At 50.9% G+C, this 26,248-nt stretch carries 36 protein-coding genes; 3 read left to right on the top strand and 33 right to left on the bottom strand.

From position 1 onward, the window contains the following. From PFER_RS08795 to PFER_RS08750, 10 genes are all read right to left on the bottom strand, one after another. A partial coding sequence (locus tag PFER_RS08795) for an archaellin/type IV pilin N-terminal domain-containing protein (RefSeq protein WP_048151275.1) occupies positions 1 to 224 on the bottom strand: 224 nt, incomplete at its 3' end. Between the two features lie 189 nt (positions 225 to 413). Next, positions 414 to 1,379, bottom strand: a complete 966-nt coding sequence (locus tag PFER_RS08790) for a class I SAM-dependent methyltransferase (protein ID WP_048151274.1) — start codon at positions 1,377 to 1,379, stop codon at positions 414 to 416. Between the two features lie 10 nt (positions 1,380 to 1,389). Beyond that, positions 1,390 to 1,713 carry a helix-turn-helix domain-containing protein gene (locus PFER_RS08785; RefSeq protein WP_048151273.1) on the bottom strand — a complete coding sequence of 108 codons (324 nt, stop codon included), beginning with the start codon at positions 1,711 to 1,713 and terminating at the stop codon, positions 1,390 to 1,392. 160 nt (positions 1,714 to 1,873) lie between these two features. Continuing rightward, positions 1,874 to 3,130, bottom strand: a complete 1,257-nt coding sequence (truD, locus tag PFER_RS08780; protein ID WP_048151272.1) for a tRNA pseudouridine(13) synthase TruD — start codon at positions 3,128 to 3,130, stop codon at positions 1,874 to 1,876. A gap of 2 nt (positions 3,131 to 3,132) precedes the next feature. Further along, the gene (locus PFER_RS08775; protein ID WP_157255175.1) at positions 3,133 to 3,666 is read right to left on the bottom strand and encodes a hypothetical protein; all 534 of its coding nucleotides are present in this window, start codon (positions 3,664 to 3,666) and stop codon (positions 3,133 to 3,135) included. Continuing rightward, positions 3,663 to 5,003 carry an AAA family ATPase gene (locus PFER_RS08770; RefSeq protein ID WP_048151270.1) on the bottom strand — a complete coding sequence of 447 codons (1,341 nt, stop codon included), beginning with the start codon at positions 5,001 to 5,003 and terminating at the stop codon, positions 3,663 to 3,665. Before PFER_RS08770 ends, PFER_RS08775 begins: the two co-directional genes overlap by 4 nt. A 48-nt stretch (positions 5,004 to 5,051) precedes the next feature. Next, on the bottom strand, positions 5,052 to 5,408 hold the full coding sequence (pth2, locus tag PFER_RS08765) for a peptidyl-tRNA hydrolase Pth2 (protein ID WP_048151269.1): 357 nt from the start codon (positions 5,406 to 5,408) through the stop codon (positions 5,052 to 5,054). Positions 5,409 to 5,449: 41 nt separating this feature from the next. After that, positions 5,450 to 7,504 carry a BatD family protein gene (locus tag PFER_RS08760; protein WP_048151268.1) on the bottom strand — a complete coding sequence of 685 codons (2,055 nt, stop codon included), beginning with the start codon at positions 7,502 to 7,504 and terminating at the stop codon, positions 5,450 to 5,452. Positions 7,505 to 7,567: 63 nt separating this feature from the next. Further along, positions 7,568 to 8,884, bottom strand: coding sequence for an aspartate--tRNA(Asn) ligase (gene aspS / locus PFER_RS08755; RefSeq protein ID WP_048151266.1), 1,317 nt, complete (start codon positions 8,882 to 8,884; stop codon positions 7,568 to 7,570). A gap of 5 nt (positions 8,885 to 8,889) precedes the next feature. Beyond that, complete coding sequence (locus tag PFER_RS08750) at positions 8,890 to 9,387, bottom strand: KH domain-containing protein (RefSeq protein WP_048151265.1); 498 nt, start codon at positions 9,385 to 9,387, stop codon at positions 8,890 to 8,892. A 152-nt stretch (positions 9,388 to 9,539) separates the two neighbouring features. Between PFER_RS08750 and PFER_RS08745 the strand changes: the two genes are divergently transcribed. Beyond that, entirely contained in the window at positions 9,540 to 10,538 is a 999-nt protein-coding gene (locus tag PFER_RS08745; RefSeq protein ID WP_048151264.1) for a hypothetical protein, read from the top strand. Here PFER_RS08745 and PFER_RS08740 read toward each other — a convergent pair. Continuing rightward, the gene (locus tag PFER_RS08740) at positions 10,535 to 11,281 is read right to left on the bottom strand and encodes a PH0542 domain-containing protein (protein ID WP_048151263.1); all 747 of its coding nucleotides are present in this window, start codon (positions 11,279 to 11,281) and stop codon (positions 10,535 to 10,537) included. The genes PFER_RS08745 and PFER_RS08740 overlap by 4 nt on opposite strands. A gap of 67 nt (positions 11,282 to 11,348) precedes the next feature. On the opposite strand from PFER_RS08740, the gene PFER_RS08735 reads away from it, so the two are divergent. Then, the gene (locus PFER_RS08735) at positions 11,349 to 12,617 is read left to right on the top strand and encodes a PQQ-binding-like beta-propeller repeat protein (protein WP_052696217.1); all 1,269 of its coding nucleotides are present in this window, start codon (positions 11,349 to 11,351) and stop codon (positions 12,615 to 12,617) included. On the opposite strand, the gene PFER_RS08730 is transcribed toward PFER_RS08735, so the two are convergent. After that, the gene (locus PFER_RS08730; RefSeq protein ID WP_048151262.1) at positions 12,614 to 13,177 is read right to left on the bottom strand and encodes a hypothetical protein; all 564 of its coding nucleotides are present in this window, start codon (positions 13,175 to 13,177) and stop codon (positions 12,614 to 12,616) included. The genes PFER_RS08735 and PFER_RS08730 overlap by 4 nt on opposite strands. A 149-nt stretch (positions 13,178 to 13,326) precedes the next feature. Here PFER_RS08730 and PFER_RS08725 point away from each other — a divergent pair, with 149 nt between their 5' ends. Then, a complete protein-coding gene (locus tag PFER_RS08725) occupies positions 13,327 to 14,322 on the top strand; it encodes an integrase (RefSeq protein WP_170218363.1) in 996 nt (331 codons plus the stop codon). On the opposite strand, the gene PFER_RS08720 is transcribed toward PFER_RS08725, so the two are convergent. From PFER_RS08720 to PFER_RS08630, 21 genes are all read right to left on the bottom strand, one after another. Beyond that, positions 14,319 to 14,876: a putative toxin-antitoxin system toxin component, PIN family gene (locus PFER_RS08720; protein WP_048151260.1), complete on the bottom strand. Its 558-nt coding sequence runs from the start codon at positions 14,874 to 14,876 to the stop codon at positions 14,319 to 14,321. The genes PFER_RS08725 and PFER_RS08720 overlap by 4 nt on opposite strands. Positions 14,877 to 14,879: 3 nt before the next feature. Further along, positions 14,880 to 15,221, bottom strand: coding sequence for a hypothetical protein (locus PFER_RS08715; protein ID WP_048151259.1), 342 nt, complete (start codon positions 15,219 to 15,221; stop codon positions 14,880 to 14,882). A 38-nt stretch (positions 15,222 to 15,259) separates the two neighbouring features. Next, positions 15,260 to 16,183 carry a hypothetical protein gene (locus PFER_RS08710; protein ID WP_048151258.1) on the bottom strand — a complete coding sequence of 308 codons (924 nt, stop codon included), beginning with the start codon at positions 16,181 to 16,183 and terminating at the stop codon, positions 15,260 to 15,262. Between the two features lie 15 nt (positions 16,184 to 16,198). Beyond that, positions 16,199 to 16,456: a hypothetical protein gene (locus PFER_RS08705; RefSeq protein ID WP_048151257.1), complete on the bottom strand. Its 258-nt coding sequence runs from the start codon at positions 16,454 to 16,456 to the stop codon at positions 16,199 to 16,201. A gap of 11 nt (positions 16,457 to 16,467) precedes the next feature. Next, a complete protein-coding gene (locus PFER_RS08700) occupies positions 16,468 to 16,809 on the bottom strand; it encodes a hypothetical protein (protein ID WP_048151255.1) in 342 nt (113 codons plus the stop codon). Then, complete coding sequence (locus PFER_RS08695) at positions 16,806 to 17,039, bottom strand: hypothetical protein (protein ID WP_048151254.1); 234 nt, start codon at positions 17,037 to 17,039, stop codon at positions 16,806 to 16,808. The genes PFER_RS08700 and PFER_RS08695 overlap by 4 nt, the downstream gene beginning before the upstream one ends. Positions 17,040 to 17,044: 5 nt before the next feature. After that, positions 17,045 to 17,323, bottom strand: coding sequence for a hypothetical protein (locus tag PFER_RS08690; RefSeq protein ID WP_048151253.1), 279 nt, complete (start codon positions 17,321 to 17,323; stop codon positions 17,045 to 17,047). Then, positions 17,320 to 17,520: a hypothetical protein gene (locus tag PFER_RS08685; RefSeq protein ID WP_048151252.1), complete on the bottom strand. Its 201-nt coding sequence runs from the start codon at positions 17,518 to 17,520 to the stop codon at positions 17,320 to 17,322. The genes PFER_RS08690 and PFER_RS08685 overlap by 4 nt, the downstream gene beginning before the upstream one ends. A gap of 111 nt (positions 17,521 to 17,631) precedes the next feature. Next, on the bottom strand, positions 17,632 to 18,219 hold the full coding sequence (locus PFER_RS08680) for a hypothetical protein (RefSeq protein WP_048151251.1): 588 nt from the start codon (positions 18,217 to 18,219) through the stop codon (positions 17,632 to 17,634). Between the two features lie 5 nt (positions 18,220 to 18,224). Next, positions 18,225 to 18,776, bottom strand: a complete 552-nt coding sequence (locus PFER_RS12210) for a hypothetical protein (RefSeq protein ID WP_048151250.1) — start codon at positions 18,774 to 18,776, stop codon at positions 18,225 to 18,227. A gap of 80 nt (positions 18,777 to 18,856) precedes the next feature. Then, positions 18,857 to 19,792 carry a hypothetical protein gene (locus PFER_RS08670; protein WP_245612524.1) on the bottom strand — a complete coding sequence of 312 codons (936 nt, stop codon included), beginning with the start codon at positions 19,790 to 19,792 and terminating at the stop codon, positions 18,857 to 18,859. Positions 19,793 to 20,063: 271 nt separating this feature from the next. Beyond that, on the bottom strand, positions 20,064 to 20,219 hold the full coding sequence (locus PFER_RS12295; RefSeq protein WP_170218361.1) for a hypothetical protein: 156 nt from the start codon (positions 20,217 to 20,219) through the stop codon (positions 20,064 to 20,066). A 5-nt stretch (positions 20,220 to 20,224) separates the two neighbouring features. Continuing rightward, on the bottom strand, positions 20,225 to 20,581 hold the full coding sequence (locus PFER_RS08665; protein WP_048151246.1) for a type II toxin-antitoxin system VapC family toxin: 357 nt from the start codon (positions 20,579 to 20,581) through the stop codon (positions 20,225 to 20,227). After that, positions 20,574 to 20,768, bottom strand: coding sequence for a hypothetical protein (locus PFER_RS08660; protein ID WP_048151244.1), 195 nt, complete (start codon positions 20,766 to 20,768; stop codon positions 20,574 to 20,576). Before PFER_RS08660 ends, PFER_RS08665 begins: the two co-directional genes overlap by 8 nt. Then, entirely contained in the window at positions 20,765 to 20,929 is a 165-nt protein-coding gene (locus PFER_RS12205; RefSeq protein WP_170218362.1) for a hypothetical protein, read from the bottom strand. Before PFER_RS12205 ends, PFER_RS08660 begins: the two co-directional genes overlap by 4 nt. A 27-nt stretch (positions 20,930 to 20,956) precedes the next feature. Further along, positions 20,957 to 21,190: a hypothetical protein gene (locus tag PFER_RS08655; protein ID WP_048151243.1), complete on the bottom strand. Its 234-nt coding sequence runs from the start codon at positions 21,188 to 21,190 to the stop codon at positions 20,957 to 20,959. Between the two features lie 4 nt (positions 21,191 to 21,194). Next, complete coding sequence (locus tag PFER_RS08650; RefSeq protein WP_048151242.1) at positions 21,195 to 21,896, bottom strand: helicase HerA domain-containing protein; 702 nt, start codon at positions 21,894 to 21,896, stop codon at positions 21,195 to 21,197. Between the two features lie 23 nt (positions 21,897 to 21,919). Then, positions 21,920 to 22,543, bottom strand: coding sequence for a hypothetical protein (locus PFER_RS08645; protein WP_048151241.1), 624 nt, complete (start codon positions 22,541 to 22,543; stop codon positions 21,920 to 21,922). Next, entirely contained in the window at positions 22,536 to 22,826 is a 291-nt protein-coding gene (locus tag PFER_RS08640; protein WP_048151236.1) for a hypothetical protein, read from the bottom strand. The genes PFER_RS08645 and PFER_RS08640 overlap by 8 nt, the downstream gene beginning before the upstream one ends. Before the next feature lie 2 nt (positions 22,827 to 22,828). Next, entirely contained in the window at positions 22,829 to 23,503 is a 675-nt protein-coding gene (locus tag PFER_RS08635) for a hypothetical protein (protein ID WP_245612522.1), read from the bottom strand. Positions 23,504 to 23,703: 200 nt separating this feature from the next. Next, positions 23,704 to 26,142 carry an AAA family ATPase gene (locus PFER_RS08630; RefSeq protein WP_048151234.1) on the bottom strand — a complete coding sequence of 813 codons (2,439 nt, stop codon included), beginning with the start codon at positions 26,140 to 26,142 and terminating at the stop codon, positions 23,704 to 23,706. Between the last annotated feature and the right edge of the window lie 106 nt (positions 26,143 to 26,248).

The raw sequence follows: 26,248 nt of genomic DNA, 5'->3' as shown, positions 1-26,248 counted from the left end.
TTGTCTATTCCAGAGGTTCCGTCGTAGTGGCCAACAACCCTCTCAACCTGTATACCGCTCGCGACCTCCTGGGTGGTCTGCCTGCCGGTGCTGGAGGCCTTCTGCTGGAGGAAGCCGCTCGTGTTAATAAGCACGGCGGCAGCCACGGCAGCCACCAGCACCATGGCAATAAACACTATTAGTGTCCCAATACCAATCGCACCTCTTCTTGTCCTGGCCTTCATTGCCTAGGCACCTCCTTGGAAGGTTTTCAATAAACTCTATGAAAAGTTGCATTATAAATGGATTTTTTGTTTGTGGCTGTGTTTATGATTATGTAGGTGCTTATGTAGGTACCTATGTATACCGAAATAAGAACCAGAATCAGTGAACCTAAACAAGAACAAAAATGCAGAAAAGAGAGAAAGGGGGGATCACAGCTTTTTAATAACCAGAGTGCTCTTTCCAACATCCTCAAAATTCACATCGAAGCCCTCTTCAAGCACGAAACTCTTGACCTCTTCCCTGCTTGGAAATTCAACAAAGTCCTTGTTCAGACCTTCGAAAAATTCCAATGCACTTATATTGGCAAACTGGTCGCGGAAGGGTTCTACCACTATAAGCCTTCCCCCGCTACCGAGGCTCTCCAGCGTTCTCTTGAGGACCGTCCTGGGGTTCTTGAGGTACTCGAGAACAAAGCTCATTATGGCCACATCGTAGCTGTTGTGAGGCTTTATGATGTGGGCGTCAATCTCCTTCAGCTTGACGTTCTCAAGGTTAAGCGACTCAACGCGGGAGCGGGCGATTTCGAGCAACGCGGGCGAGTAGTCAATGCCGAGGTAGTAACCGTCAGGACTTGCGTACCTCCCTATCTCCACGGGGGAAACGGAGCCGCAGCCTATATCGAGCACTTCGGTGCCGTTCTTTATTTCCCCGAGTGCCACTATGAGCTTCCTGTATGCAGAAGCAAAGGCAGTCCGCATCCTCATGTCCCAGAAGTCGGCGTCCTTGTCAAAATCCATCAGAACGTGGGGATGCTCGGGTGTTATAAGCGCAAAATCCACCATACGGTATATCTCTTCAAATTCTGGCATCCAGTCGGAGAGAAGTAGCTTGTAGTCCTCGGAGGGGACCCGTATCTCGTAGGAGAATCCGTTGAGTGTCAGGTCTATGGGGGTTTCCTCCACTATTTTAAGCTTGATGAGTTTATCCAGGAACTTCTTGAGGAGTGCCTTATTCTGGGCGCCCATTCTGGCCAGGAGCTCAGGATAGCTGGGTCTCTCAGAAACCAGCTTGAAAACGTCATGCTTCGTACCCAGCTGGACGATATAGAGGAGGCTCATGTTGACCATGTGCTCAATGTTCGCGTCCACAACCCTTATGAGTTTGTTGCCTTCCATGGGTGACACCTCACATAAACTTGCGGTAATATGAGTAATAATCTTTTAAATATTCCACGACTTTTTTGCCATAGTCCGTCAGCCGATAATACCTAAAGCCATTGCTCATGACTTCTTCCACGAGACCCAGATACACGAGGGAGCTCTCCCCATTGTAACGGTTACCGAGTCCAACGAGGGCGCCCCGCACATTCGATGGATCAGAACCCACAACTCGTGCAATCTCCGAAAGATACGTGGCAGAAGGATATATATCGTAGAGGTACATTAGTATGCGCTTCCGAAGGTCGCTGCGGTGTATTGACCTGAGAATGTGTGGATCGATCACTGGCATCCCCCGCCCCCCATGTCTTTATGGGCTCTCCCCATCACAGGTAATGATTGGACAATATATAACTTTTTTGGTTGGGATATGGAAAATATATAAGGCATACTTATATGAGATACATATCACACAACAGATAACAAGAAGGATTAAAAAAAGCTCGAATAAATCAGTGGTCCTTCATTATTTCCCTCAGGACGCTGGTGGCATAAGTTCCCCTCGGGAGAAAGAACTTGAACAGCATAGCATCCTCGTGGGAGGAGTAACGATATTTGAATCCGCGCGGCCGTATCAGGAGTTCCCTTCTCCCGCCGGGCTCGGCCAGAATCTTCAACTTTTTCATACGGAAATCCTCAGGTTTTATTCCCTCATTATCAAGGAGTTCATCCTCTATTCTTCCCATCGGACCTCCAGCGCGGCGCATGTGGAATCCGAAAACGGGGCCGGTAACCATCGCCTCCCCCACCTTAACCTTTCGCCTCACGAACTCAAGGTTCGAATCCGTAACCCGGTACGTCCTCGTCCTCTGGGGTATACCGTGCTTTATCTGGCACACGATATCACCCACCAGAGGCTCGTTGAGGGGTAATCCCTCCTCAATGCGGCGCGAAAGGGCGAGATTGAAGAGGTATGACTGGTATGAGTGGATGAAAAGTCTAACTATGGGTCTCGGGAGCACGGCAAAGGCCTTCTTCCAGCTACCGGTCTCGCGGTAGCGGTAGAGCATCGCCCTCTCGTAACGCAAGAACTTTGGAAATTCCTCAATAGCCCTTTCAACGTCACCCGTTTCTTTAAAACTCGCCCTGGCCTCGTCGCCCATCATGCTGCCATCATGCTCGCCCAGGAAAAGCAGCGCGGCCTCCTCAAAACGGCCCCTTATCAGGAGCTTTCCCACCTCATGGTTTATCACCCTTCTCTCGCCGAAGCGCTGGTAGCCGAAGTAGTTGGGGAAGCCTCCTTTCGACCTCAACTCATCCAGTATCTCGCGCGTCCTCTCCAGTGCGTTTTCTCCAACGTCCCTGACCGCTATTCTGAACCTGTTCCCAAGGAGGGAGCCGAGCTTTAGAGATTTTCCATAGCCTGCAAAGGTGAGTTCTATGTCCTTTATCTCGAGCGAGTCGAGCCTCTTCTTAAGTTCGGGCCGGCAGATGCTTATGAACTGGTACGTAACGGCGTGCCTGTCTTTGGTGCCCGCAAAGCCTATCTCCCCGTAGTGTATCCCAACCCGCTTTGCTATCTCCTTTACCGCCGCCATCGTGTCCCATTCACGCTTCTTGAGAAGGTAGAGAAGGCATGGCCCGTTAAAGGCGCTCTTTGAGAGAACCTCAAAAACTATGAAATCCTCAGGTTTTGATTTGAGCCTTCCCCCTATACCCCTGCCTTGGCTCAGGTGCCTGAACCTTGAAAAGAACTCGCGGTAGTCCATACTCATTCCTCCAGAGCCCTCATGAATTCCCTAAAAGACTTACAGTTCCGCTTAAGCTTGGTGAAATCCAGCTTATCTGCATACATGGGGAGCAACGATTTCCTGTAACCTCTTTTTCTTTTAAGTTCGTCGGAGGGTTTGGTGCTCCACGTTATGCCTAGACTTTTACATATCCACTCTTCAATCTCGTATTCGAAGAGAAACACCTTGATAGGTGTTTTAATGCCCTTTGGGATGTGGCTTTTGACTTCATTAAGCCGTTTGTGATAGTTATTTGGGCCGTCACCATCGTAGGCCACTATAATGGTGTCTGGGGACGAAATACTGACCGCTCGTATAATCTTGTCTAGCTTCGGATTGCACAGGTAGGGGGTGTGAACCGGGTTCTTTCTGCCTGTAAGCCGTTTAAGGCGAACGTCACGACTTAGCACTCCCAATTCGTTGAGTCTCTTTAGAACCCTTCTGAAGAACTCTCCCCCGTATGCGTCTTCCACGATTAGAGCAATCTCCTTTGGATTCGATGACATTGCCTTCACCGGTTGTTCTCATTGAATATCTCGCCGTAGAGCCATCCTTCACTAAAAGCCAGCCCTTTTTCGCGCAGTAGCCTTTTAATCTCCTCTGGGTCCGGTATCCTCTTAAATCTAGTTTCCCCACCGACTTTTTCAACAAAGATTACATCCGCTGGATCGGTCATATCGACGACAACCGGCGAGTGGGTAGTTATTATCACCTGGCTCTCACTTTCCCGCAGTGTGTCGAAGAGCAACTCAAGGGTCTCAGGATGCAGTGAGTTCTCCACTTCGTCGATGACAAGAAGGGAGGGCTTGAGGTATGCAGCCGTGAGAATTGCGAGAGTCTTGTAAAACCCGTCGGATATTCCCGGAGGTGCAAGTTCGAGTTCACCCTCAAAGACCTTCATCATCACCCTTCCGTCTTCCGTGAGCTGGAAGAAGATCCTAGTGTTCGGGAACGCAATTGAGAGCGGTTCGGAAATCTCAGCGGGTAGCTTTCCCTCACGGAGCCAGATGTTGTAGAGAACTGGGACAAGGTTGGAGGCATCTTCTGCTAAGGCTGATTCTTTCCTCGGAAATTTTAATTCTTTTTTAACAGACCTCACACATGGCGGGGATAAGATGAGAGTGTTGAGAAGTACTCGATGTAATATATAACCGATCTCCCAAACGAGCGGATTGCGATATTCGTTTTTCCTGATTATAGGGGATAACACGGGAATGGAGTTTTCTGTATCTTGATGTTTTTCGGCTAGCTCGATAACAGTATATGCTATCTCAAAATTGGAATCATAAATCGCAGAAGCTCTCCACGGCCAAGAGAGGAGGCTCTTCTCTTGGAATGGGATTGGTAGGTCTTTCATAATGCTATACAACCTTTGGGGGAGCATGTTAACAAACTGCTTATATACAAAAAACTCCTTTTCAGGAGTCCCGTTGAGTTTTGAAAGTGCTAAGCTAACAAAACCGGGATCGTGAAAAATGCGAAGACGCGTGCCTTCCTTTTCGATTTTTACATAATCCTTTATCTCCAACTGTTCTTTCAGAATCCTAAAGCTCCCGCCCGTTCCAGTAAAGGTCGTCTCAAAATACACCTCATAGCCATTCACATCAAAGAGCATCCCGATGGTTATCGGAAGCTCCTCCTTTCCGCCCCAAACGACGTTGTTGTAGCCCCACCACTCAAGGAACGGGTTGGTATCTTTCTCAACGTAGATCTTCCTGAGAAGCTTGAAAACCTCGATTAAATTAGTTTTTCCAGAGGCGTTGGCGCCGATTAGGACGTTGAGCTTACCAAGCTCAATCTCACAATCTCTAATGCTTTTGAAGTTCTTAACGATGAGTTTCTTTAACTGCATCTTTCCCACCAGGATAAACACAACTTAAAAATATTAAAGAATTCCGCCTCACACTAGCTTGAGGTGGCCTGTGACTTTGTCCACGAGCTCATCCGGACCCGGTCCTATCGCGAGAACCGTTATCGTTCCGGGTGGAATCTCCGTTAGCCCGGCATCCTTTATCAGCGCGGTTGGAAGACCTAACCCCTCCGCAACGGCCTTGAGTTCAAAGAGCTCCCCCTCGTTCTCCGCCCTAACCACAACCTTTTTCTGCCCCTCATGAAACCACGCTTTGAACCACTCCGGCTTTTCCTTCTGGGCCTTGAGGGCGGCAGTAACGGCGCCGTGAGCAACCTGGACGGCAAACTTGCCCTTGCTGAGCTTGAGGTCCCTCCTTGAAATGATGACCTGCTTGTACTTGAACATGAGCATCACCAAAGGGAGAAAAGAGAGGAGAATTTAAAAAGTTAGCTCAGAGACTCCTGCGCCTCTTCTTCCTCTTCTTCCTTTTTCGGGAGTCCTCCCGGCTTGGGCTTCCTCTTCTCCAGCTTGGCCAATGCCTTGGCGTACTTGCCCTTGAGGTCGTAGTACGCCGCTCCAAAGCCGAGGGCCGCTATAAGGAAGATTATGGCGAAGACAGCCCACCAGTTGGTCTTCGGCGGTTCGGGCGGGATGTAGGCCTTGGAGACGTTGAGGAGTTCCTCCGCGAGGGTGAGCCTGCTCTCGTTATCGAGCCCCATCAGCGTCTGGTTAACGTAGGACGGAAGCTCCTCCGGCTCCGGATAAACTTTAACGGTCTCAACGCGCTCCTTGACTATGACCACCGGCTGGATTGAGTCTATGAGTACCGCTGAGGGGAGCTCGACCTCGTGACTTCCACCGAAGACGTCCGTGTAGGTAAGCTTGAAGCCAACGGGGAACGCTCCTTCGTCGCTTACGGTGAAGGTTAGGTTCTTCGTGATGCTCTCACCCGCGCTTAGGTCGCCGAGGCTCACGTCCGTGCTGTAGGTTGAAAGGCCATCCGGAAGCTCTATGTGTATGGTGGCGTTCTTTATGAACTCGAAGCTCGGGTTGCCCTTCGCGACGCTTACAGTCACGGGGACGGTGGCCTCTTTGGTTTCGCTGATGTTGAGTTTGATGTAGTTCGCGTCAACGCTCATCTTCACATCGGGGACGTTGTAAACGGCTACCCCTCCAACTGCCCCGGTGCTAACCGTCTTCTTGTTGCCGAACTCGTCGTAGTACTCCACCTTGAAGGCGCCTATTGAGTATGGACCCACACCTTCGGGGGTGAGGACGTAGGTTATGAGCGGGTACTCAGAGAAGGCATCGAGCTGCTTCACGCTTACCTCCTTTGGATATGCCTCAACCTTGAAGCCGCTCATTTCGGGCGGTATGAGCTTGATCCCAAGGGCCCTTCCCTTACCCTCGTTGGCTATGCGGAGCGTTATTACGAAGCGGTCACCCAGTCTGAGAACCTTCCCACTCGTGTCCACGAGAAGCTTAACGTTTGCCTCGCGCTTTATGGGCTCCGCGTAGCTGTCCTTCGGGGCCCAGAGGCGGAGGGTCAGCCTGTTGTAGTCAGTGTCGTAGGAGTCCTTAACGACCTCAACGCCAAGGGGCGCCTTCTTGCTCTCGTAGTAGTTGCCGGATTTGACCTGGAAGGTCTCGAGGGGCGTGTTGTTAGCATCAAAAACCGAGAAGCTCGAGTAGAGGCCGACGCTGTTGAGGCGGAGCTTGTAAAGGGTGTTGTTAACGTGGACTTTGAGGATCTCCCCCGCGTACATTATGTCGTTGTAAACTACTATCTCGGGGGTGGCCTGCGTTGTCTGGGTCTCCTCCTGGGGGGTCTGGGAGTTCGCCTTCTTTATCGAGGCCGTCGTGGCGGGGTAATTAGGGATGTATATGTCGAACTTGGCGTAGTTGTTGTTGGAGACCGTGGTGACGTCTATGTAAACGTAGGGGTAGTAGGATATGTCGCTTGAGATTATGTAGGTGAAGCCCGAACCCTCACCGACGTTTATGACCTTCTCGTAGCTCTTGCCGTTTACCGTGACGAGGAACTTGGCGCTTGAGGAGGTAACGTCAACGAGCTTTATGGAGACCTTCCCGTTGAGGTAGGTTGGTGTGTAGGTCTGGCCCTCGTTAAGCTGCTTTCCGGTCTCCACCTTCTTGAGGGGGGAGCCGACCTCGATGAGTATGCTCTTCTTGTAGGACTGGATGTACTTGACGGTAACCTGAAGGAGAGGATTGTCCTGAGAGGGGTAGTAGTAAACCTGGTTGTAGCCGAGAATGGCCGTGGCGCGTCTTGAGCCGGACTCGTATATCTCGAGGTTGACCCTGCTCCATGACTGGTCAACATCGGTGAATTTTATCTCGTAGTTTCCAAAAACGAGGGAATCCTTAAGGCCGAGCTCAACAAGTGTGAGCGTGGCCGTTTGAGGGGCAGCTCCCGAAACACCGTGGAAAAACGGGACCGCCATTAAAATCATTCCGATTAGTAACACGGACACTTTCTTCATTCTTGTCTCCCCCTGAGTTCATTAATAAGCTAAATTGTAAAAGGACGAAAAAGTATAAAGGCCTTATGGTGTGAGCCTCCGCCTGTCCCTTGGGAACAGGATGACCTCACGGATGTTGTTGAGGTCGAGCATCTGCTTTATTAAACGCTCCGCACCGAGGCCGAAACCGCCGTGCGGGGGCATGCCGTAGCGGAATGTTCTCAGGTAGAACTCGAAGCTCTCCGGGTTTAGTCCCTTCTCCCTTATCTGCTGCTCGAGCACCTCGACGCGGTGTTCCCTCTGGCCGCCGGAGGTTATCTCCACCCCACGGTACTCGAGGTCGAAGGCGCGGCTTATCTCCGGCTTGTCGTCGTACTTCATGATATAGAATGGCTTGGCCTCACTGGGATACTGGTAGAGGAAGTAAAGCGGAGCGTTCTCGTTCTCCATCATGTACTTCCCGAGGAGTTTCTCTCCCTCCGTGTCGATGTCCTCGCCCCAGGGAATCTCCTTGCCGAGGTCGGCGAGTATCTCGAGGGCTTTATCGTAGCTCACGCGCGGGAAGGGTACCTTAGCCTCCTCCAGCTCGAAGTTGAGGATTTCCAGCTCCTTCGCGTTGTGCTCGCGGACGTAGTTTATCGCGTGGGCCACCAGGCGCTCAAGGAGGTTCATAACCTCCTCCTCGTTCTCGATGAAGGCCATCTCCGCATCAATGCTCCATGCCTCGTTTAAATGGCGCGTGGTGTTGTGCTCCTCGGCCCTGAAAATCGGGGCTATCTCGTAGACCCTGTCAAGGCCGCTCGCCATCATTATCTGTTTGTAGAGCTGAGGGCTCTGCGCCAGAAAGGCGTCCTTCTCGAAGTACTTCATGGGGAAGAGCTCGGTTCCGCCCTCGGTCGCTGTTGCGATTATCTTGGGCGTGTGAATCTCGATGAAGCCCTCGCCGTGGAAGAAGTCCCTGACGGCTTTGAAGACACTGGAGCGTATCTTGAATATTGCCATTACCTCCGGCCTTCTAAGGTCCATGAAGCGGTTGTCAAGGCGAGTGTCGAGCTCAGCCTTCACTTTACCGGTGGGATCGAGCGGTAATGGACTTTCGGCCCTGCTGAGGACTTCGAGCTTCTCGGGCAGAATCTCGAAGCCGAGCTTCGCCTTGGGCGTGAAGTTGACGACGCCCTCAACGGCAACGACGTCCTCGCTGTTGAGCTTCGGAATGAGCTTGAAGAGCTCTGGCGAGACCTTCTTCTTGGGAGCGGTTATCTGAACTATCCCTTCCCTGTCCCGTATCCAGAGGAACTTTATTCCGCCCAAATCCTTGATTTCCCAAACCCAGCCCGCTATTTTAACGCGCTGGCCGTTGAGCTCCTCCCTAATCTGGCTTGAGTAGTGCGTCCTGTACATGGCCATCACGCAAACACAATTTTAGATTCCTTACCCGTTATCTTCGTGATTATATCCTCCAGAACCTCCGGCGGCGCCGGAAGCTTGCCCCTGTCCATCCTGGGCACGAGCACCTTGTAGTACTGTCCCCCTCCGGGGCGGAAGACCACGTTAACGCCAAAGACCCTCGCGGGGAGGAGGAGGTCCGTGGCGAGTTTTTTAACGTCTTCCGTGTCCTCTATCACCCTGACCCTCTTTCCGAGCTCCCTCATGAGGGTCTTAACGTTCTTCCCACCCTTCCCAATGACGAGGGCGGCCTGACCGATGCCGACGATGAGAACAACAAGGTCTCCCGCCTCCACGGCCTTCTTAAACTCCACTTCAGCGTCCCCTATCATCCTGTACAGGAGTCTCGCAACCTTAACATCGAGCTCAGAAATAACCCCATCCTGAAGTTTTTTCTCGTCTGCCGGACAGAGAATGTCGTCTGTTTTAAGGCAAACCTCACAGATCGGTGCTTTCACACTCCTCACCTCCCTCCTATCCAGAATAACCGCAATATTCGAGCTACCTTTTTTTGGGAGGGGCCATTTAAAAACCTTACCACAGATTCTGGCAAACCCCCGGAAGCAAAAAGGTTATGTAAACGGAGCGCATATGCGTATGGGGGGAGGGCATGTTCGGTAGAAAGAAGAGAAAGGATAATGCTCTAACGTGGGAATACATAAAGCGCCGTTATCCCGATGTGGTTGAGGAACTGAAGAGCCTCAAGGACTGGGAGGACGTTAGAGCCTCCATAGTCGAGGCCGAGAGAAAGGGGGACTACTCACTGGTGGCCCTCCACGGCGTTGCGGCCATCACCAGGCAGGAGCGCATAGACATCGAGATGTTGAGCGAGAGGATAGAGGTGCTCCGCTCTAAGCTTGAGGGGCTGAGAACCGACCACGACAACGCCATTAAATCCCTTTCAAAGGAATTGGAGAGCCTGAAGAGCGAACTCGATGACATTCAGAAGAGAACACTCTTCCTGAGGAACATCGAGCAGATGGTGCCCAAGATAAACGAGATAGACGAGAGAATAAACCGCTTTGAGGTGGAAATCCTCAGCAAGATGGAGGGCAGGCTGGAGGGTAAGGTGGACGAGAAAGTGGAGAGCATAGTGGAGGCGCGCATGGAGGAGCTCGAGGAGAGGCTCAAGAGGGGCATATTCGGGGTGAGCGTTGAGCTTGCGAAGACCCTTGAGGGGATACAGGGACGTTATGAAAACCTCGTGAGGGAGAACGTAACCTTAAAGGAGGAGCTCAAAGCCAGGCAGAACGAAGTTAAGGAGCTCAACGCGAGAATAGCCAAACTCCAGGAGAGCCTCAAGAAGGTGGATGAGCTTAGCAGAAGGGTCAGTGCCTACGAAGCTTCACTTCGGGAGCTGACCACAATAAAGGAAAGGCTGGCAAAGATAACGGGCAAGTACGACGTGAACGAGGCCCTCGCCACCCTCGAGGAATTCGTGCCCAAGGCCAGGTTCGAGGTTCTAGCCAGGGAGCTCAAGGCGAAACTGGCCGAGATAGAGTCCCTAACCCAGGAGAACAAAAAGCTCAAGGCCGAGAACGAGAAGCTGAAGGCAGCGCTGAAGGACCTCCTGGAGAGAATGGAGGAAGAAACGGAGGAGGCGGGTTAAACGCCCTCCTTTATCGCGAGCCTCACCATCCCGTCCTTAACGGCCCTGTTAACGAGCTCGCTCGTGTCGTTTATGTCCTCGAGCTTTGACAGGACGAGTTTTCTGAACTTCTCATTCTTCTCGGCGAGTATAACGAGGCTCTCAACGGCACTCGCCCTGACAACCTCGTTCTCGTCGTTGAGGAGCCCAAGAAGGTAGTGGAGAAACGGACGGACGTATGCAAAGTTGTTCTCCCCGAGGGCTGTCACGAGGTTGAGCGCGGTTAGCCTGTCCTCCGCGTCCTTGGACGTTATGAGGAGCTTTATGTCCGTCATCAAATCCCTCAGGAGGTAGGGGTTTGACCTGGCTATCTCCTCAATGACGTAGACCATGTTGACCCGCACCTTGATGTCACCTATGCGGTAGCTCGCGAACAGAACGGGCATAACACGCTTTACGAGCTCGGGTCTGGCTTTGGCGACCTGACCGAAGGCCCTCGCTATCTCCTGTGTTAAAGGCACCGACTCGCTCTTGCGAACCATGACCATCATCTTGGAGAGCATCGGTTCGTAAAGCTCCGGCTGGTCCTTCGCGATCTGGAGGAGAATCGAGAGCGCGTTCTTCGCGACCGTCCAGAGGTCGTCATCAAGGTAAGATATCAGCTCCCTAAGGTACTCCTCATGGATGAGCGCATAGGCAAGGACTTTATCGAGGTCCTCGCCCGTGGCAAGGGCCTCCCTCATGTCGAACTCCTCTTCCTCCATGACACCACCTGGAATCTGATATGGTGAGAAAAGTATAAAACATTATGGCCCAAGTGGGTGAAGGGGGATGAGAATGAAGAAAACCGTTGTGATAATAACTTTCCTTCTCATGGCCTCGCTCCTCGCGAGTGGAAGTCAGAGCCCCATAATATGGGAGGTCAAAGTTCCCGGAACCGTGGAGAGCGTTAGGCTCACGCCCGAGGGAGCGTACGTGGGGTTCGGGCACATTGACAATATCAAAGGCGTGATATGGTACAGGGGAAACGTTAGCTTCTATACGCTCAACGGGAGCGAGGAGTGGACACAGGAAGTCGGCTTCGTGAGGAAGCTGGAGCCCCTCGACGGCAGGCTTATCGTCGGAACGGACATAAGCCGGGGCCCGGAGGACTGGTTTGGGGCCCTTGGAAAGGTATGGCTTCTCAAGGAGAACGGCTCTATTATGTCCGGTAACATCACCTACGGCTCGTTCTTCGACTTCGACCTAAAGGATAGCCTTTACGTCGTTGACGGGTGGTGGATTGGCGAGGGAAGGGCAAACGAGACATGGGGACGGCTCTACAGGTGGGAGATAACAGGGGAGGGTATTAAAGAGGACTGGTTCCTCGAGCTAAACGGCACGCTCGGAAGGGTTCGGAAGGGGGATAGAATAGTATACGTGGGAAGTGGAGCCCCCTCCGGCTACCGCATGAAGTACTACTTCGGAAACGTCTACGGGGTAAGCGAAGATGGGAAGCTTCTCTGGAGCGTTGACACGAAGTGGTGGGTGCGCGACCTCGAGCTCTGGAGGAACAGGGCGCTCGTGGGGACAGGGTTTGAGAACGTGGCTGGAAAGCTCTTCCTCATAAACAGCGAGGGCAACGTTGAATGGGAGGGAGACAGCTTCTACGTCGAAGACATCGAAATCAACGGCGATACTGCCTACATAGGAGGCGTAGAGGGTGACACCGGCAAGCTTGAAGCCCTTGACCTGAACTCCAAGGAGGTTCTCTGGGAGGCGAACTTCCCGTACCGCGTTAAGGTGGTGAAGTTCCACGAAGGGAAGCTCCTCGTGGGGACGGGGGCGTTCAAGCAGGAAAACGGCACCACATACGACATGGGGCTCTTCTACGTGGTTGACCCCACCAACGGCAAGGTGCTGATGGAGCTCGACACCGGCTACGTGAGGAGCCTCGACGCGCTGGGCGATGAGGTTCTCGTGGGCACGGGGCGCGGCAGGGTCTACTTAATAAACCTTGACGCGAAAGATCGGGAGAGGGCATACGTTTACATCGGCGTGGGCATCATCCTCGTGGTTCTGGCCGGGATCGTCGGGAAGGTTGGCCGGAAGAAGGCCTAATCCCCCTCTATTTTTGGTTTATATCTCTCGAGGTAGCGCCTCATGAGGCGCAGTGCCCTCTCGGAGGCGTTTAAAAAGAACTTCCTGTCGTCGTCCGCTATGACCTTGCTGTTATCCAGGTGCCTCACGTAAACCGGCTCGCTCCCAATGAGGATGAGCTCCCCGGGCATGAGCTTAATAGAGGCCCGCTCGTAGACCTTTCCCTCCCGCGATAGACCAAGGGAAACGCCGCCAAGGGCCGCGGAGAATATCAAGTGAAGGAGGTACTCGTACTCTTCCACGCTGTATATCAAAGGATTTTTGCCAACCCTCAAGGCCAAAACGTGCTCGCCAGCCGGAAGCGAGAAGCGCAGGGCGGCGGAGCCGGGCGGCAGGAAAGGAAGATTGGAGACGTCCGAAAGTGTCCTCAGCGGGAGGCAAAGCTCCCCCACGGGTGCTCCCCTCAGAAGGAACCTCACGACCAGGTGACCGTGCTCCACGCACGCTCTGGCCTCCCTCCAGCGGGGGAGAGCGCGAAGGGGACATCTGAATGACAGCACCTTAACCCTCACGCTTTTCATGATTTTTCCTACGTTCCCGGGGCTAATAAGGGTTTCTGGGGAAAGGCTCCCACCTCCTCACCCAACCGAAAAATTTATAAAGCAACCGAAGAAGGTGAATACGGCACGCATCGGGTGGGCCGGTAGCTCAGCCTGGTATGAGCGCCGCCTTGGCAAGGCGTAACCATTGCAATGGAGAAGTGGACACCTCACAAACAGCAGTTCTCGAAAACGAGCCACCCCATAACGTTTTTACAGAAGAGGCTTTGACAACTAAAAAGCACAAAAGTGAACGTTCGGCCTACCTTAACGAGCTCTGGAGAAAATATAAAGAAGAATTCAAAGTCTACATGGACAAACAAGTAAAAGAAGGGAAGCTAAGCAAAGCGAGATTTAAGGATTATTGGAACGGCCTAAACCGCTTCTTCAAAAACCACAAAATCAACGAAGCCATTGACTTTCTCAGCATTGACCACATCCCAGACAGCCAAGTGAAAGGCTTAAAGAAGTTCTTTAAGTTCCTCCTCGACTTCAAGTATAAAGAGATTGACATGGCAGAGATTCAGGCCATGAACCGACAGGTAAAGGTTAAGAGTTCCCCCAAAATGGAGGGAAAACCCGCCGACGAGAAAACCATGAAAGCGATAATAGAGAACCTCGAAAAGGAAAAGGACTACCGTTATTACCTCTACCTCACGCTGATTTATACAGGGGGAAGAGCCTCACAAATCCTAAACCTACTCCGGGACATTGGAGCAGGGACGGTTAAGAAGTATGAGGACTTTGGGGACGTTGTAGCCTTTGATATTACGAAGTATGGGAAAGGGAAGAAGAAAGGGTTTTTCGCCATCATGCCTAAATGGCTGGGGGATGAGCTACTCAAAAACAAGGACTTGTTCAAGGATATGCCTCTCCGGACTTCCAACATGCGGTTCTTAAAGAATGCATCAAAAGAGAAAGCGGGAGCGAGCAACATTAGGGACTGGTTCTTTAACAAGGCATTCTACGAGCTTAAAGGGAATAGGACAATGATAAACTTCATCCAGTCGAGGAATGACGAGAAGGGAGCATGGCAAAACTACGTGAACATTAAGCAAGCATTAGAGGGTGCGGTAAAAGAATATAAGAAGCTGATGGAGAAAGGCATGTTTGCCTTCCTCAGCTAAGCCTTTTTCCTCTTTTTCTTACACTTTTCTGCGATCTTTGGATGTGCCAAACTTAGGTAACTTTGGAATTCTCTCGCAGTCATGATATTGAAGTAATGTTGCCGTATCTTTGCCTTTCCAGTTTTACCCTCAGATATTACAAAATTCCCAAAGTGGCTGGTATTCTGAGTAAGGAGAAACTTCGCCTTTGCAGAGTAGAGAACGTTAAGAAACTTAACATCGGACTCATCCTTAATAATCCGAATCACCGAGGAATCCTTTGAGAAGTCCACCTTAGGCTTGATCTTCGTTGAATTTAGGTGTATGACCCTAATGAGTTCATCCGCGAGAGCCAAAACACCCTTCCGATTATTTTTTGAAGCCACTTCCACAGCAATTACAGCCAGAGTAAACTTCATTTCTTCAATAATCTCGCTGGAAACGTAGTTCTCAAGGAACTTCTCCTTAAGGCACGTGAGGCAGAACCATGCCGGACTCCTTGAGGGTGAGCGGGATTTAAGAGCACTCACTAAAATAGACGTGTCAAATACCGTCCTGATTTTACCCCTCGGCATGGATCACACCAGTCCGGCCTTCTTCATTTTAGCCTCAATCCGCTTAAACTTCTTGTATGACTTCTTAACCTCACTCATTATCGCCTGAACGCTCTTTGAAGTTTTTAGAGGCTCAGGCTTTGAATTCCTGGAGAACTCGCCGGTTCCAAGTTTATCCATTATGGTTTTGACTTCGATAAACCACGCTACGTCCTCCGGCTTTTCATGGATTTTATTGGCTATTGCAGTGATAAGATCGGTTGCCACTTCCTCACCCGAGAGGAACCTAAACTTGATATTTGTGGCCATTTTTCTCACCGTATTTACCTTCGTCTTTTTGCTCTTAAGATTAACTCTCGACGCCATTTAAACCCCTCCGCTGATTTTAAGAAAAAAGAGAAGTTTCACGGGAGAGGATGAAATATAACTATATCCCCAATATTGAGATGCTGAGTAGTTGCGCCGGTGTAACTCGTCCTCTCCGTGCCAACCCAAGCGTCCAGCGCATTTATCACGAACTTAAACGACGACCCAGCCGACATTGTAATAGTGTTTGCGAACAGTCCCGCAGTAACATTATTGTCCCCAAACTCATTCTTTGACGTGAACGCCACAAACTTATTCTGGAAGTTCACCGGATTACTCCCGTCGTAATCCTTCAGCTGGATGTAACCCCTCCAGTTCGGAGAGTCTCCGGAAATATATCCCCCTTCAATCCCAGGATATACTCCCAGCACGCTATCGGCATCCCTTACTCCGAGGTAATAATCATTGAGCGTGTTAGACGCTCCCCAGAAATAGAGGTATAACCCATCTACTGTATTAACGTATGAAACGCTCCCAATTTGTCCTTTATTTGTGAACGACTTTGTAACGCTCCCGAAAGTTTGAGTCCACTTTTTATACACGACCTGATTTTCGGCAAGTGTTGCACTCCCCCATAATCCGTCGCTCTGCTGGATATACATGTGCACATTCACAAAAATACTCTGGCTGGCGTATAGTTTAGTATAAGCGCTGTCGGTGTATAGTTCTACTGTCATCTGGATTTGGTCTTTTGAGGTTTCGGACGGTAGCGTTCCCTCAATTGGAACCGTAGCGTCTAATGAAGAGTTCGCCGAAAGCAATCCTAAGTTGAATTCAGTATCCGAAACATACCGTCCGCTTCCGTCATCCTTGAAATGCCATAACTGGTTTCCTTGGTTCGCTATCTTCAACTTCACATAGAGGTCTATCGGAAACAGGTTCGTTATTCTCTGTGGAAAAGTCAAATAGGCGTTGCTTATTGCCTCATTCATATACTTAACAAAGGCCACATCTAACGCCATTTACCTCACCCCCCCTCAACTAATTTGTGTTGCTCCTCCCAAAATAGCGACTCCTCCACCATAAACGGTAGAGAGAGTTATACTGGGTTCTCTCAATTCATCCATTTCGGGGAGTCCTAGTCCCCAATTTACACCACTTTCTATTAGTATTCCCCCAACATTTAGTGACCTGTGCGCTGTGCTTTGTGTCTCGAACAATCCTTCAAGGATTTCGGCCTCGATGGTCTTCTCCTCGCTCAGTTTCCCACCTACGAAGATTAACGTTATTGGCATGCTTCTCACCTTTAGATGTAACTAATGTTCACAATAACAGGGTCATCTATTGAGGTTAAGGTTCCTCCCGGCTCCGCTTTTACCACAATTTTTCTAACGGCAGTTTTAGGGATTGGCTGGATGAAAACCTGACCGTTTAGGCCTTTGTAGAACTTTGCCGACCAGAACGGCTTAGTATCCCCGAACTTGTAAAGGCTCACGGTAATGTAATCATCGTTCCCATGAGATATTGAAACCGCCGTTAGCCTTACCGGAGTGCCAAAATCATAAGTTACTGACCGCTCCGTGTCCGTTAGCTCGATTACAGCATTATCTGCCGGCTCAAAATAAGCATTAACTATCTCTTCCGTCATCTCTTCCTCACCCCTTCAATGAAGAGTCCAGCGAGAACTATGGCGAACACTACGAGTGCAAAAAGCTTTAAGAGGTTCAAAAGTCCCGAAACATCAACCGATTGCACTTTAACCCCCTCTTCGAGTGTTTTAACTCCATCTTCCCGCTTAACCGGCTTCTCAAGCCGTATCCCCTTCGGCTTCGTCCCCGCTTCAGTCCTCCGGAAGTCAATTAGATTAACCCCTACCATGCGCCTCACCCCTTAACCTCGCTCATGGCCTTCTTTATCGCTCTCCTAATCCTCTGGAGCGTTGAATTCTGCAAGTGCTGAATCTTCGAGTTGTTCTTTTTGAAGCTGAGGCGATAAAGTAAGAGAAGCCTACCCCTCGCCATCCTCCCCGTAATCCGTCCAGCCTTGTAATCCCTCATAATCGCTTTAATCATGTCGTAAAACTCACTCGCTGAATCTAACCCATTCTTTCCCCGGTCTTTAACCCGCTTTCCAAGGTATTTATACCGGGGTTTCCTACTCATTTTATCACACTCCCAACAATCCGGCCTTCAAGCCGGGAAAGCCGGTTCTCATGATTGTAAATCCTCTCCTCCATGTCCTCCATCCTCTCCATGATGTTCTTTAACACCCGCTCGTTAGCCTTCGAAGTTGCCACCGCCGTTAGGAGAGCGGTGATTACCGCCGTGGCTCCAGCACTGAGGAGTTCGTATTCTATCATGACTTTCACCTCACCCTGTCGAGGAACTTCTTAAACTCGACCTGAAAAGCCACCCACAAAATGAAGAGGATAAAAGCCTGAAAGACTGTCTCCCTGTCCAACTTCATGTTATCACCTCATGTAAGCTGGTGGGGATAAGGGGAGAGTATGGTGGTAATCTTTCAGTTTCTCACCCCTCGCATGCTTAAACTTCATTATCTCCTCCCTAAGCTTCTCGCTCTCGCTCTTAACCGGCTTTTCAATTTTAACCGGCTCCTCCTTCTTTGTAGTCCACAAACCCAACTTAGAACCGATTGCAGGCGTTGTTTTCCTCTCCGTCTTAATCGGCGCCTTCTCAATGCTCCCCTTCAAGCTATACGGCTTAACGTTCTTCGGAAGTTCCTTCCCCTGCTCCTTAAGACCCTCATAAATGCTCTTCTCGACAAGATAAGGCTTCTCCGGCTCCTTTGAAGCTCTCTTCTCGATAATAGCCTTCGTGTCCTCCGGAGTAACAGGCTTAGTTACCCCGTATTCTGCAACCTCATTAAGTCCCTCTTTCACTCCCTGAAGCGTCTTCTCTATCTTCTCCCCAAGGCTCCGGAACGCTCCGAACAGCTTATACAGCATGTAGAGAACCGCAATGCCAACGAAAGCGTAAGCTATAAGCCTTATAATGTCATCCTTCTCCTTGTAAGCCATAGCAAAAGCTGGAACCGCCATTCTCCTCACCCTCTTAGAACCCTTATGAGAAGATACAACCCCGCACCGTAGAGAATCAGCTTTTTAACGTCAATCTCCTGCTTCGTGCTCGTAGCCTGAACCGTCTTAGGAACCGGCTTCTTCTCGACCTCCGGCTTTGGCATAGGCTTCGGCTTAACTACCACATCCGGCTGTGGTTTTAGAATCGGCTTAGGTATGTTCGGGTTAGGCATTCCGATAGGCTTAGGAATCGGCTTAGGTGCCGGTTTTGGAACCGTCTTAATCCCCGTGTTCTTCTCAATCTCCCGTGGCTTCGCCACCGTAACTGCTTTCCCCCACTGTTTCTCATAAAGCGCCTTATTACGCTCGTAAACCACCTTATAAGCGTCCCCATACCTCTTAAGCTGTGTTTCGTTCCTCTTCATCCCTTCAGAATAACGCTGTGCGTTCGCCTGCCTCTCCAGCTCCTGAAGTTCCCGCATCGTTTGCCAATACCCCGACTGTCCAGGATTGAGTGATTTTAGCTTAGCTTCAAGCGCTTTCTTCTTCTCATAATACTCTTTCCAACTCCACGCCATTTAACCCACCTCACGACCTTATTTAAGCAAAACTGATTTTAACCGGCTGATTTAAGCAAAGTAAAAGAGATGAAAAGCCTTCAAAGGCTTATCAGCTGAGGAACAACCTCATGGCTTATGTAGCGAACCTTACCGCTTGCGGTGGTCTTAAGCGCAATCTTGAAAGTTCCACTCGGCATGTCCCTCATGTCAAGGCCACCCGGCCAAATCTCCATGTCGTAGTCAAACATGGTCATTCCGGTGGGAACGGAACTAAGCTTATACTGCACCTTGTCAAGCTCTCTCGAAGTGTTGTAGTCAATCTTGTAAAGCTGTATGCGTGCCGGCCTCGTCCTAACAAGCGCATACTTATCCACAATGTCAGCTCTCGCTCCGGTGTCGTCGTAGAAGACAAGAAGCGCTCTCTTAAGGACTGAACCCACCGGAAGCTCAAAGACTTCCGTAAGCTCTCCAAGTGCGTTAAAGCTCTTCTCGATAGCGTAAACCTTCGGCTCCTCGATGAATATCTCACCCCACTCAGCGCCGGCGTAGGTCATAACATACTCTTCTCCGCTCTCGTAAACCTCCTTATCGAGAGTTATCTTAACCTCAGCGTCGCTAAGGGTTACATCGGTGGCTATTGAAGTGTTCCATTCAACCTTAGCCTGCAACTGGTCTTTTATGAGTGCGTGAATCTTCCCAGCGTCGAGGATTATGAGGAAGCTAACGCTCGTAGAACCCCCAGCCGGAACGCTCACAGTTCCGGACAGGTCAAGCGCCTTCCCGTGAGTGTCGTAAATGTTCATGTAAGCGATATCCTGTCCCTTCAGCGCATAGTGAACCACGTTACCGTTAGAAACGACCCTAATCTCGTTTATAGCCTTTAGAACATCATCATAAGTGAGGTTGGCGGCTGAAGCTCCAGCATTGCTAAGCGTGAGGTTGGCGAGAAGCGCTATTGAGTCAATAACCCCGTTGCGGGGTATGTCCACGCTCTTAACCGTGAGATTAAGAACGTCATCAAGGGTTTCTTTCACCTTATACAAGTTTCTCACCTCCTGATTGTACTTCCACGCTTTCAGACCTTCAGCATCTTCTTAATCCACTTCTCCCAGATGAAGAGACCAACCCACAAGGCAATCATATCCATCAGGAAGTCTTCCGTGAATATCCTCTTCCAATCCATGCCTACCACCTCTCGCACTTTTTTTGAGGCCTAACGGCCTCGACAGAGAATATGACTCCACGACTTTTAAGCACTGAACCAGAAAAATGAAGAAAACTCCAGAAACAGGAAAAACAGGCAGGTTAAACCGCTTTCTCCACCTTGTAGCTCCTGTGGTAGAGATGCTTAATCACCATGCTCACTGACACATCCCGCGGAGAAACACCAAGCTCTCTCGCCAGCCTCTCACGAACCCTCGACACGATCTCCCGCGCCTCCCTATCAATATACACTCCCACTAGCCTCACCTCCAAAACTTCAACCCAAACTCCTCAAGACGCTTAAAATGCCTTTTATTTTTCGTCCAAACCTTGTACCCTTTAGCTATGGCAGTTGCACCTATTAAGAGGTCAGCATCTTCTATTGGAGTACCCCTCCTTTTAAGCTCCCTGTAAATTTTTGATGCCATCAGAAGAGTGAGATCATCCAGATGCTCAACCCTGAAAATGCTCTCCAATCCCCTTAAGACGGCCACGCGCTTTCTCTCGCTTCTTATCCCTCGTATAAACTCAAAGAGAGTTATCACTGAAATAACAGAACCAGCATGCTCCTCAAGCTTCCTTTCCCTGTAAATCTCAATGAGGACACTGGTGTCAATCAATATCCCCGAAGTCCCTGAGCGAGAACCTCCTCTTTTTGACCTCCCTCTCGATTTCATTCAGCTCCTCCTCCGAAAGAAGTTTATACAACTTTTCAGCGGTTCCCCTAACCTTCAGCATCCTCCTTAACTCACGCTTAAGCTCTCCCTCAGAGACAGAAGCACCGTAAACCCTGATTCTGACCCTCATCCTTCCACCTCAACCCTCACGCGGATTTTCTTCAACTCCTCCTCGCTAAGGCCTTTCTTCCTGAGGTAGCGAAGAACTGCCTCCCTAACCAGCTTCCTAACCTCGTCGAGGCTCATACCATCGGGAACCTCAACCACAATCTCTCCCTTAGTAGCTCCCACAGATCTCACCAGAACCCATTCTCTCCTTCAAATATAAAACCCTAACGCCAGCCAGACCAGGAAAACCAAGCCGTAAACGTAGCCAATAAGGAACTCCACCACGTCCCCCACAGTCGCAACCGGGTTTTCTCTCTCCCGCACCTGATAAAACACGTAAGCCAAGATGACTATGAGAGAAAACTGGAGCAGGAAGGCCGTGAGAAATCCCAGCATAGCATGGAAGATGCTTCTCTTATCATCAAACAAGTAAAGCCTCGCCATAGAATCACCCGTAGTGCCTCGTCCTCCTGATGACCAATTCGCGCTTGATCACCCTCACCCGCTCTGGCGGAACAAACTCCACCAGATCATGCTTCCTCAACTGATCGTTCAGCTCCGAAAACCCCGGAATCATTCTATTAAGGTAGATGATGTCGTTCGGAACGTAGTGCTGGAAGATAAAATGCCTCTGCGCCTGACGGAAAAGAAGCTTCGGGAAGTCGGCTATGCTCTGAGTGATCGCCACCGTGTAGAGCCTCCCATCACGACCCTCCCTAAACAACTGCTCCAACTCCTTCCCCGGCCTCCTCGAGGACGGATTATACCTATGAGCCTCCTCCACCACAATAATCCTATCCCGATCCCGCCGAAACAGCTCGTCAAGAAGAGGCTTATAGTACTGCTCCACAAGGCCATCCACGCCGATCCTGCTGATCGTCCCCCTCGTCGGGACCACGAGGACCTGATCAAAATCAAGCAGCTTCCTCCAGTTGTACCTCGCACCCACCTTCACCTTGAGTAGCTTAACCCCAGGAAGGGTAACAAGGCCGAGGTGATTCTTAACCTTCGTGTCCAGCACGATGAACCTTCGACCCCTCTCATAAGCCTGCTCAATAAGCCACCCTGCGAAAAAGCTCTTCCCGCTCCCCGTGTTCCCGTAGATCAGGTCAATTGACCATGGTGGAAGTTCAACGTCCAGGATCGCCACGATCCCACCTCCAAAAAGAGAAATCAAGAACCAAGGTTCTTGTTAATCTTCGCTAAAAGTTCACTCTTGGGAGGCTCAGGCTCCTTCGGCTTAGCCTTCTCCCTCAAGGCCTCCGTCTCAGTCTTAACCGGCTTCTCAGACTCACCCGTCCCATTATCACCCCCGGCAGCCGGACCCTTCTCAACCTTCTCCTTACCCTTCCTCTTCAAAGCACTCCTGTACATCCACGTAAGGAGAAGCAAACTCCCAGCGCCGACCAGAAGGCCGAACTTCCCACTCACCTGGAGGCTCTGACCCTCAACCTTCTCCATGTACCAAAGGCCGGCGTTGAACGAAGGCCGGCCAACATCCCACCACAGGGAGAAGTCCACGTCCAACCCCTGCTCCCTCGCCTTCCTCTCAAGGTTCTTCACGTAAAAATTGGCAAAGATCGTGAGACTGTGGTCCTTCTCCTGGAACTCATCAATCCTCGCGTTGAACTCCTCTTCCGTCATCAGGCCACCCGACTCAACGACCTCCTCAAGCTCCTCGCTCTCGGCCTCCTCAGGACCAGCCTCAAGCACACGATCAACGTCCTCCACGAGAGAGGTTATGTCCTTCTCAAGGAGGTCCTCACCCACCTGATTCTGAACCACTTCCTCACTCATCCTCGACCACCTTGAAGGCCGCAACCAACCCAAGCTTCCTCTTCTTCCCCAGCTCGATCACCAGCATGTTCCCGTTCTCAACCCGCTCCACCTTGGCCTTCTTCAGCAGCTCGACCAGGACGAGGCCAAGGTCCTCCTGGCTTTCAACCTTCTCGACTGGAGGCTTAACATCCGTCTCATCCAAGGCCTCGAGAAGAGAATCAACCCAGCCCGAAAGCTTCCCCACCTTGGCCTGCATTCCAGGACTCATCATGGCCATGGCCAGCTTCGCCTTATCAAACATCTTCAACCCCTCCTCAGGTTCTGCTCAATCTTACCCAGAACAGGACTCGACCGGACGACCGGCTTATCCTTCTCACCCTTCTTGGCGTCCTTCAACGCTCCAAGACTCTTCAAGTGCCTGAACAGCTCATCAAACCAGCCAACCTTATAGAGATAGTACGCAAAAGCCAAGCCAATGCCGATAGCGTAAACCTTCCACGACAGCTTAGGCCTCGGCAGAGACAACCGCTTCACCCTTTCACCCTTCACCCTCTCCCCCTTCTTATCCCCCGATTTCACCCGGGGGACTCTGGGTGAATCACCCTTTTTCACCGGGGGACTTTGGGTGATTTTAGGGGAATCCCCCTTTTTCACCCCATTTCCCCCAGTTTCACCCGGGGATTTAGGGGGATTCACCTCAACTTCACCCGAAATCACCTTGGAATCACCCTCCAATCCCCCACTTTCACCGGGTGAATCACCCAATTTCACCCCTTCACCCTTCTCATCCCCAGGTACCTGCTGAACCTTAAAACCTCCAAGAAGCTTCTGCTTCTCCTCTTCAGGAAGCTTAAGGAAGTCCTCGTAAAGCATGACCCTCTTAGACCTGCAGACGCTACACTGAGGCTTCTTGGCCTTGCTCCAGAACCTATGGCCGCACCTCAAACAGATGTAGTACTTCTTCTCGCCATCACCCACCGGTCTCACCACCAAAATCCCCCAATTTCACCGGGGGATTTTTGGGGTTCACCCTTTTTCACCCAGGGAGTCTGGGTGAATCACCGCTTTCACCCAAAATCCCCAAATTTCACCGGGTGAATCCCCCTCAATCACCCATTTTCACCCGGGTGATTTAAGCACTGAACCCGAAAAATGGAGAAATCTCCCGAAACGGGAGATCACCCCGCCAACTTCAATCTATTAGCCTCAACCTCCGCAACTCTCCCATGAGTCATAAGGTCCAGGAGGACCTGCACAACCTTCTCCTTCGGATAGCCCTTCTCGACCATAGCCTCCACCACAGTCCCCCAAGGAATCCCATTCGGGAACCAAGAAGAGGCTTCCCTCAGAAAATCAACCACCTTCTCCCGAAGGTCCAGCACATCACTCGGCACGCCAACCTCGAGGATAGCCAAATCATACTCCTCCGTCTCAGGATCATAGGCAATCATCCTGATCGAAGACTCAAAGAGATTAACGGCCCTCTCAACATCAACCGGCTCCACCGTCTCACTCAAACGAAGCTTAGCAAAGGCCTCCGCAATCCTCATAAGACCGTTGAAATAACGCAGGTTCAGCGCGATTTTTCCGCTCCTATACTTCCCCCTCAGCTCCTTGAAGCCGGTCTTAATGGCCTCCTTAGCCTCCGCTGAAAACCTCGGCCTCAGACTCCTCGCGTAAACAAAGAACTTCCTCAGCAGGTCCTCAGGTACAGGACCTGATGCTCCCGCATCGTTCACCTCCATCACATAGTCCAGGACATCATCCCCCTCCTGGTAATCGTCCAGGACCACAAAAGCCAAGTCAAAACGATTAAGGAGCGTCGGCGGAAAGTCAATCTGCTCGATGACAGTCTTATTCCTGTCAAACTTCCCACCCTTCGGGTTAGCAGTCGCCATGATCGTCGTGTCAATCTTGAGGACCACATTGATCCCGGCCTTATTGATCGGGATAAGCTGTTGCTCCATGGCCGTATGCAACGCCTTTCTCTCATCCTCCTTCATCTTCTCCAGCTCATCAATAAGGCACACTCCCCCACTCGCCAGGACCAACGCACCGCCAACAATCATCCAATCCCCCTTAGAGACCTCATTCCTCCTAACCGTTGCCGTAAGGCCAACACCACTCGACCCAGGACCAGAAGCAAAGATCGCCTTAGGCGCAACCCTCTCCACGGCCCTCAACAGCTCAGTCTTACCACACCCAGGATCGCCAACGAGCAAGAGGTGAATATGACCCCTCGGCTTCGCCTGAGTCGGAACACCACCAACAATAGACACGGCCGCACCAAGCTTCTCCCTCTCCAGACCGTAAAGATTCGGAGCAATCGAAGAAGCCACCACGTAAGGCAACTTATCCCCATGCATCCTCGCCAGCTCCTTGACCCTCCTCAAATCCTCCTCGCTCAGCTCCTCAACCGACATGGCCTTGTCCAGGACCTCCACATGATTCACCTCCAAAACCCGCTCATAGACCGGAAGGTCATCCTTCTTGTAAACACGCTCCCTAACGATGGCGCTCAACCTGACCCTCATACCCCCCTTCAAAATCCCAGCCTGAGGACCAATCACATAAGCCAGCCTCTCCGACGGCTCCCCACCCTCAGAGTCCTCAGGCGAATCCTGCACCTTGAAAAACTGGAAATCCAGCTTATCACTCTCCTCCTCGAGCAGTTCAACGTTTCTAGAGCCACAGGCCTCACACCTCTTCGGCCTCACCAGAGGCTTCAAAGGCTGCTGCAACCTCGCCATCCTCGTACCACACTCCAAACACACGAACACCGCCTTCCTGTAAAACGACCGGACATTACTCACCCCAGCAACAAGGCCCTTAACTTCCACCAACTTGCCAACATGCTCTGCCCTAATATCCCCAGGCCGCAACGCATCCAAAAGATTCACAAAATGAACAGACTCACCCCCAAACTCAACCATTAAATCCTCCTCAATGAACCGCCTCAAGGCATCGTTGAAGGCCTTAATAGCAACAACAGGACGCTCAACAACGGCCTCAGCCAGCCGAGGCACGAGAGAATCAAGCTCCACCCAGTCAACAACAATAAACCGATCCCTCGAATTAACCAACACCTCCGCAACCCTCTCTCTGTAGAACTCTCTAAAGAACTTACGGGCAAGATCCACCAAGTCCTCGTGGTCCTTAGCCTTCGCCTCCTCCAGCTCCTTAAGCTTCGCCTCTATCTGAAGAACGTTCAGGATTTCCTCTATGGCCTCAGGCTTCAGCTCATAATATGTAATGCCAAGCTCCTTATCTTTGACTTCGAGGACATTAGTCTTGTCCCGGCGGAGAACCGATAGAGCCGCTTTGAGGGAGTTAGAAGAGTAAGGTCTTGGTAGGCGGTTGTTGTATTCTTCCATTAGTTCTTTCAGCTTTGCTAAGCTTAGTCTCCCATGCCTCCATAGGACAAAATAAGGTAATGACTCAGATGGTCCACGAAGATTAAACGCTTTCTGGATGATCGTTGAAAATTGTTGAATTTCGGTTGAATTAGTTGAATTCCGTTGAATTTCATTTTCAACGCCTGAGATTTCTTCATTAGACATTTCCACCTTTTCAACAGGTTCAACATTTGTTGAAACCTCACCCTCTCTCTCACTCATTCTCTCACCCCCCGCATGATTTTGAAAGATTTTTGCAAAGAAAAGAAAGCATGGTCAGGACCTCCGCATCTCGTCCCTGAGCAGGATCCCAAAGGAGATCCCCATC

Source organism: Palaeococcus ferrophilus DSM 13482, assembly GCF_000966265.1.
Classification (GTDB): domain Archaea; phylum Methanobacteriota_B; class Thermococci; order Thermococcales; family Thermococcaceae; genus Palaeococcus; species Palaeococcus ferrophilus.
Note: the sequence above shows the minus strand (reverse complement) of the source record. Positions and strands in the feature narration are given on the sequence as shown.

What these genes read in the sequence shown, in the direction of transcription:
- PFER_RS08790 (WP_048151274.1), bottom strand. Translation starts at nt 1,379, where the DNA reads ATGGAAGGCAACAAACTCATAAGGGTTGTGGACGCGAACATTGAGCAC.
- PFER_RS08785 (WP_048151273.1), bottom strand. Translation starts at nt 1,713, where the DNA reads ATGCCAGTGATCGATCCACACATTCTCAGGTCAATACACCGCAGCGAC.
- truD (WP_048151272.1), bottom strand. Translation starts at nt 3,130, where the DNA reads ATGGACTACCGCGAGTTCTTTTCAAGGTTCAGGCACCTGAGCCAAGGC.
- PFER_RS08770 (WP_048151270.1), bottom strand. Translation starts at nt 5,003, where the DNA reads ATGCAGTTAAAGAAACTCATCGTTAAGAACTTCAAAAGCATTAGAGAT.
- pth2 (WP_048151269.1), bottom strand. Translation starts at nt 5,408, where the DNA reads ATGTTCAAGTACAAGCAGGTCATCATTTCAAGGAGGGACCTCAAGCTC.
- PFER_RS08760 (WP_048151268.1), bottom strand. Translation starts at nt 7,504, where the DNA reads ATGAAGAAAGTGTCCGTGTTACTAATCGGAATGATTTTAATGGCGGTC.
- aspS (WP_048151266.1), bottom strand. Translation starts at nt 8,884, where the DNA reads ATGTACAGGACGCACTACTCAAGCCAGATTAGGGAGGAGCTCAACGGC.
- PFER_RS08745 (WP_048151264.1), top strand. Translation starts at nt 9,540, where the DNA reads ATGTTCGGTAGAAAGAAGAGAAAGGATAATGCTCTAACGTGGGAATAC.
- PFER_RS08740 (WP_048151263.1), bottom strand. Translation starts at nt 11,281, where the DNA reads ATGGAGGAAGAGGAGTTCGACATGAGGGAGGCCCTTGCCACGGGCGAG.
- PFER_RS08735 (WP_052696217.1), top strand. Translation starts at nt 11,349, where the DNA reads ATGAGAATGAAGAAAACCGTTGTGATAATAACTTTCCTTCTCATGGCC.
- PFER_RS08730 (WP_048151262.1), bottom strand. Translation starts at nt 13,177, where the DNA reads ATGAAAAGCGTGAGGGTTAAGGTGCTGTCATTCAGATGTCCCCTTCGC.
- PFER_RS08720 (WP_048151260.1), bottom strand. Translation starts at nt 14,876, where the DNA reads ATGCCGAGGGGTAAAATCAGGACGGTATTTGACACGTCTATTTTAGTG.
- PFER_RS08715 (WP_048151259.1), bottom strand. Translation starts at nt 15,221, where the DNA reads ATGGCGTCGAGAGTTAATCTTAAGAGCAAAAAGACGAAGGTAAATACG.
- PFER_RS08710 (WP_048151258.1), bottom strand. Translation starts at nt 16,183, where the DNA reads ATGGCGTTAGATGTGGCCTTTGTTAAGTATATGAATGAGGCAATAAGC.
- PFER_RS08705 (WP_048151257.1), bottom strand. Translation starts at nt 16,456, where the DNA reads ATGCCAATAACGTTAATCTTCGTAGGTGGGAAACTGAGCGAGGAGAAG.
- PFER_RS08700 (WP_048151255.1), bottom strand. Translation starts at nt 16,809, where the DNA reads ATGACGGAAGAGATAGTTAATGCTTATTTTGAGCCGGCAGATAATGCT.
- PFER_RS08695 (WP_048151254.1), bottom strand. Translation starts at nt 17,039, where the DNA reads ATGGTAGGGGTTAATCTAATTGACTTCCGGAGGACTGAAGCGGGGACG.
- PFER_RS08690 (WP_048151253.1), bottom strand. Translation starts at nt 17,323, where the DNA reads ATGAGTAGGAAACCCCGGTATAAATACCTTGGAAAGCGGGTTAAAGAC.
- PFER_RS08685 (WP_048151252.1), bottom strand. Translation starts at nt 17,520, where the DNA reads ATGATAGAATACGAACTCCTCAGTGCTGGAGCCACGGCGGTAATCACC.
- PFER_RS08680 (WP_048151251.1), bottom strand. Translation starts at nt 18,219, where the DNA reads ATGGCGGTTCCAGCTTTTGCTATGGCTTACAAGGAGAAGGATGACATT.
- PFER_RS12210 (WP_048151250.1), bottom strand. Translation starts at nt 18,776, where the DNA reads ATGGCGTGGAGTTGGAAAGAGTATTATGAGAAGAAGAAAGCGCTTGAA.
- PFER_RS08660 (WP_048151244.1), bottom strand. Translation starts at nt 20,768, where the DNA reads ATGAGGGTCAGAATCAGGGTTTACGGTGCTTCTGTCTCTGAGGGAGAG.
- PFER_RS08655 (WP_048151243.1), bottom strand. Translation starts at nt 21,190, where the DNA reads ATGGCGAGGCTTTACTTGTTTGATGATAAGAGAAGCATCTTCCATGCT.
- PFER_RS08645 (WP_048151241.1), bottom strand. Translation starts at nt 22,543, where the DNA reads ATGAGTGAGGAAGTGGTTCAGAATCAGGTGGGTGAGGACCTCCTTGAG.
- PFER_RS08640 (WP_048151236.1), bottom strand. Translation starts at nt 22,826, where the DNA reads ATGTTTGATAAGGCGAAGCTGGCCATGGCCATGATGAGTCCTGGAATG.
- PFER_RS08630 (WP_048151234.1), bottom strand. Translation starts at nt 26,142, where the DNA reads ATGAGTGAGAGAGAGGGTGAGGTTTCAACAAATGTTGAACCTGTTGAA.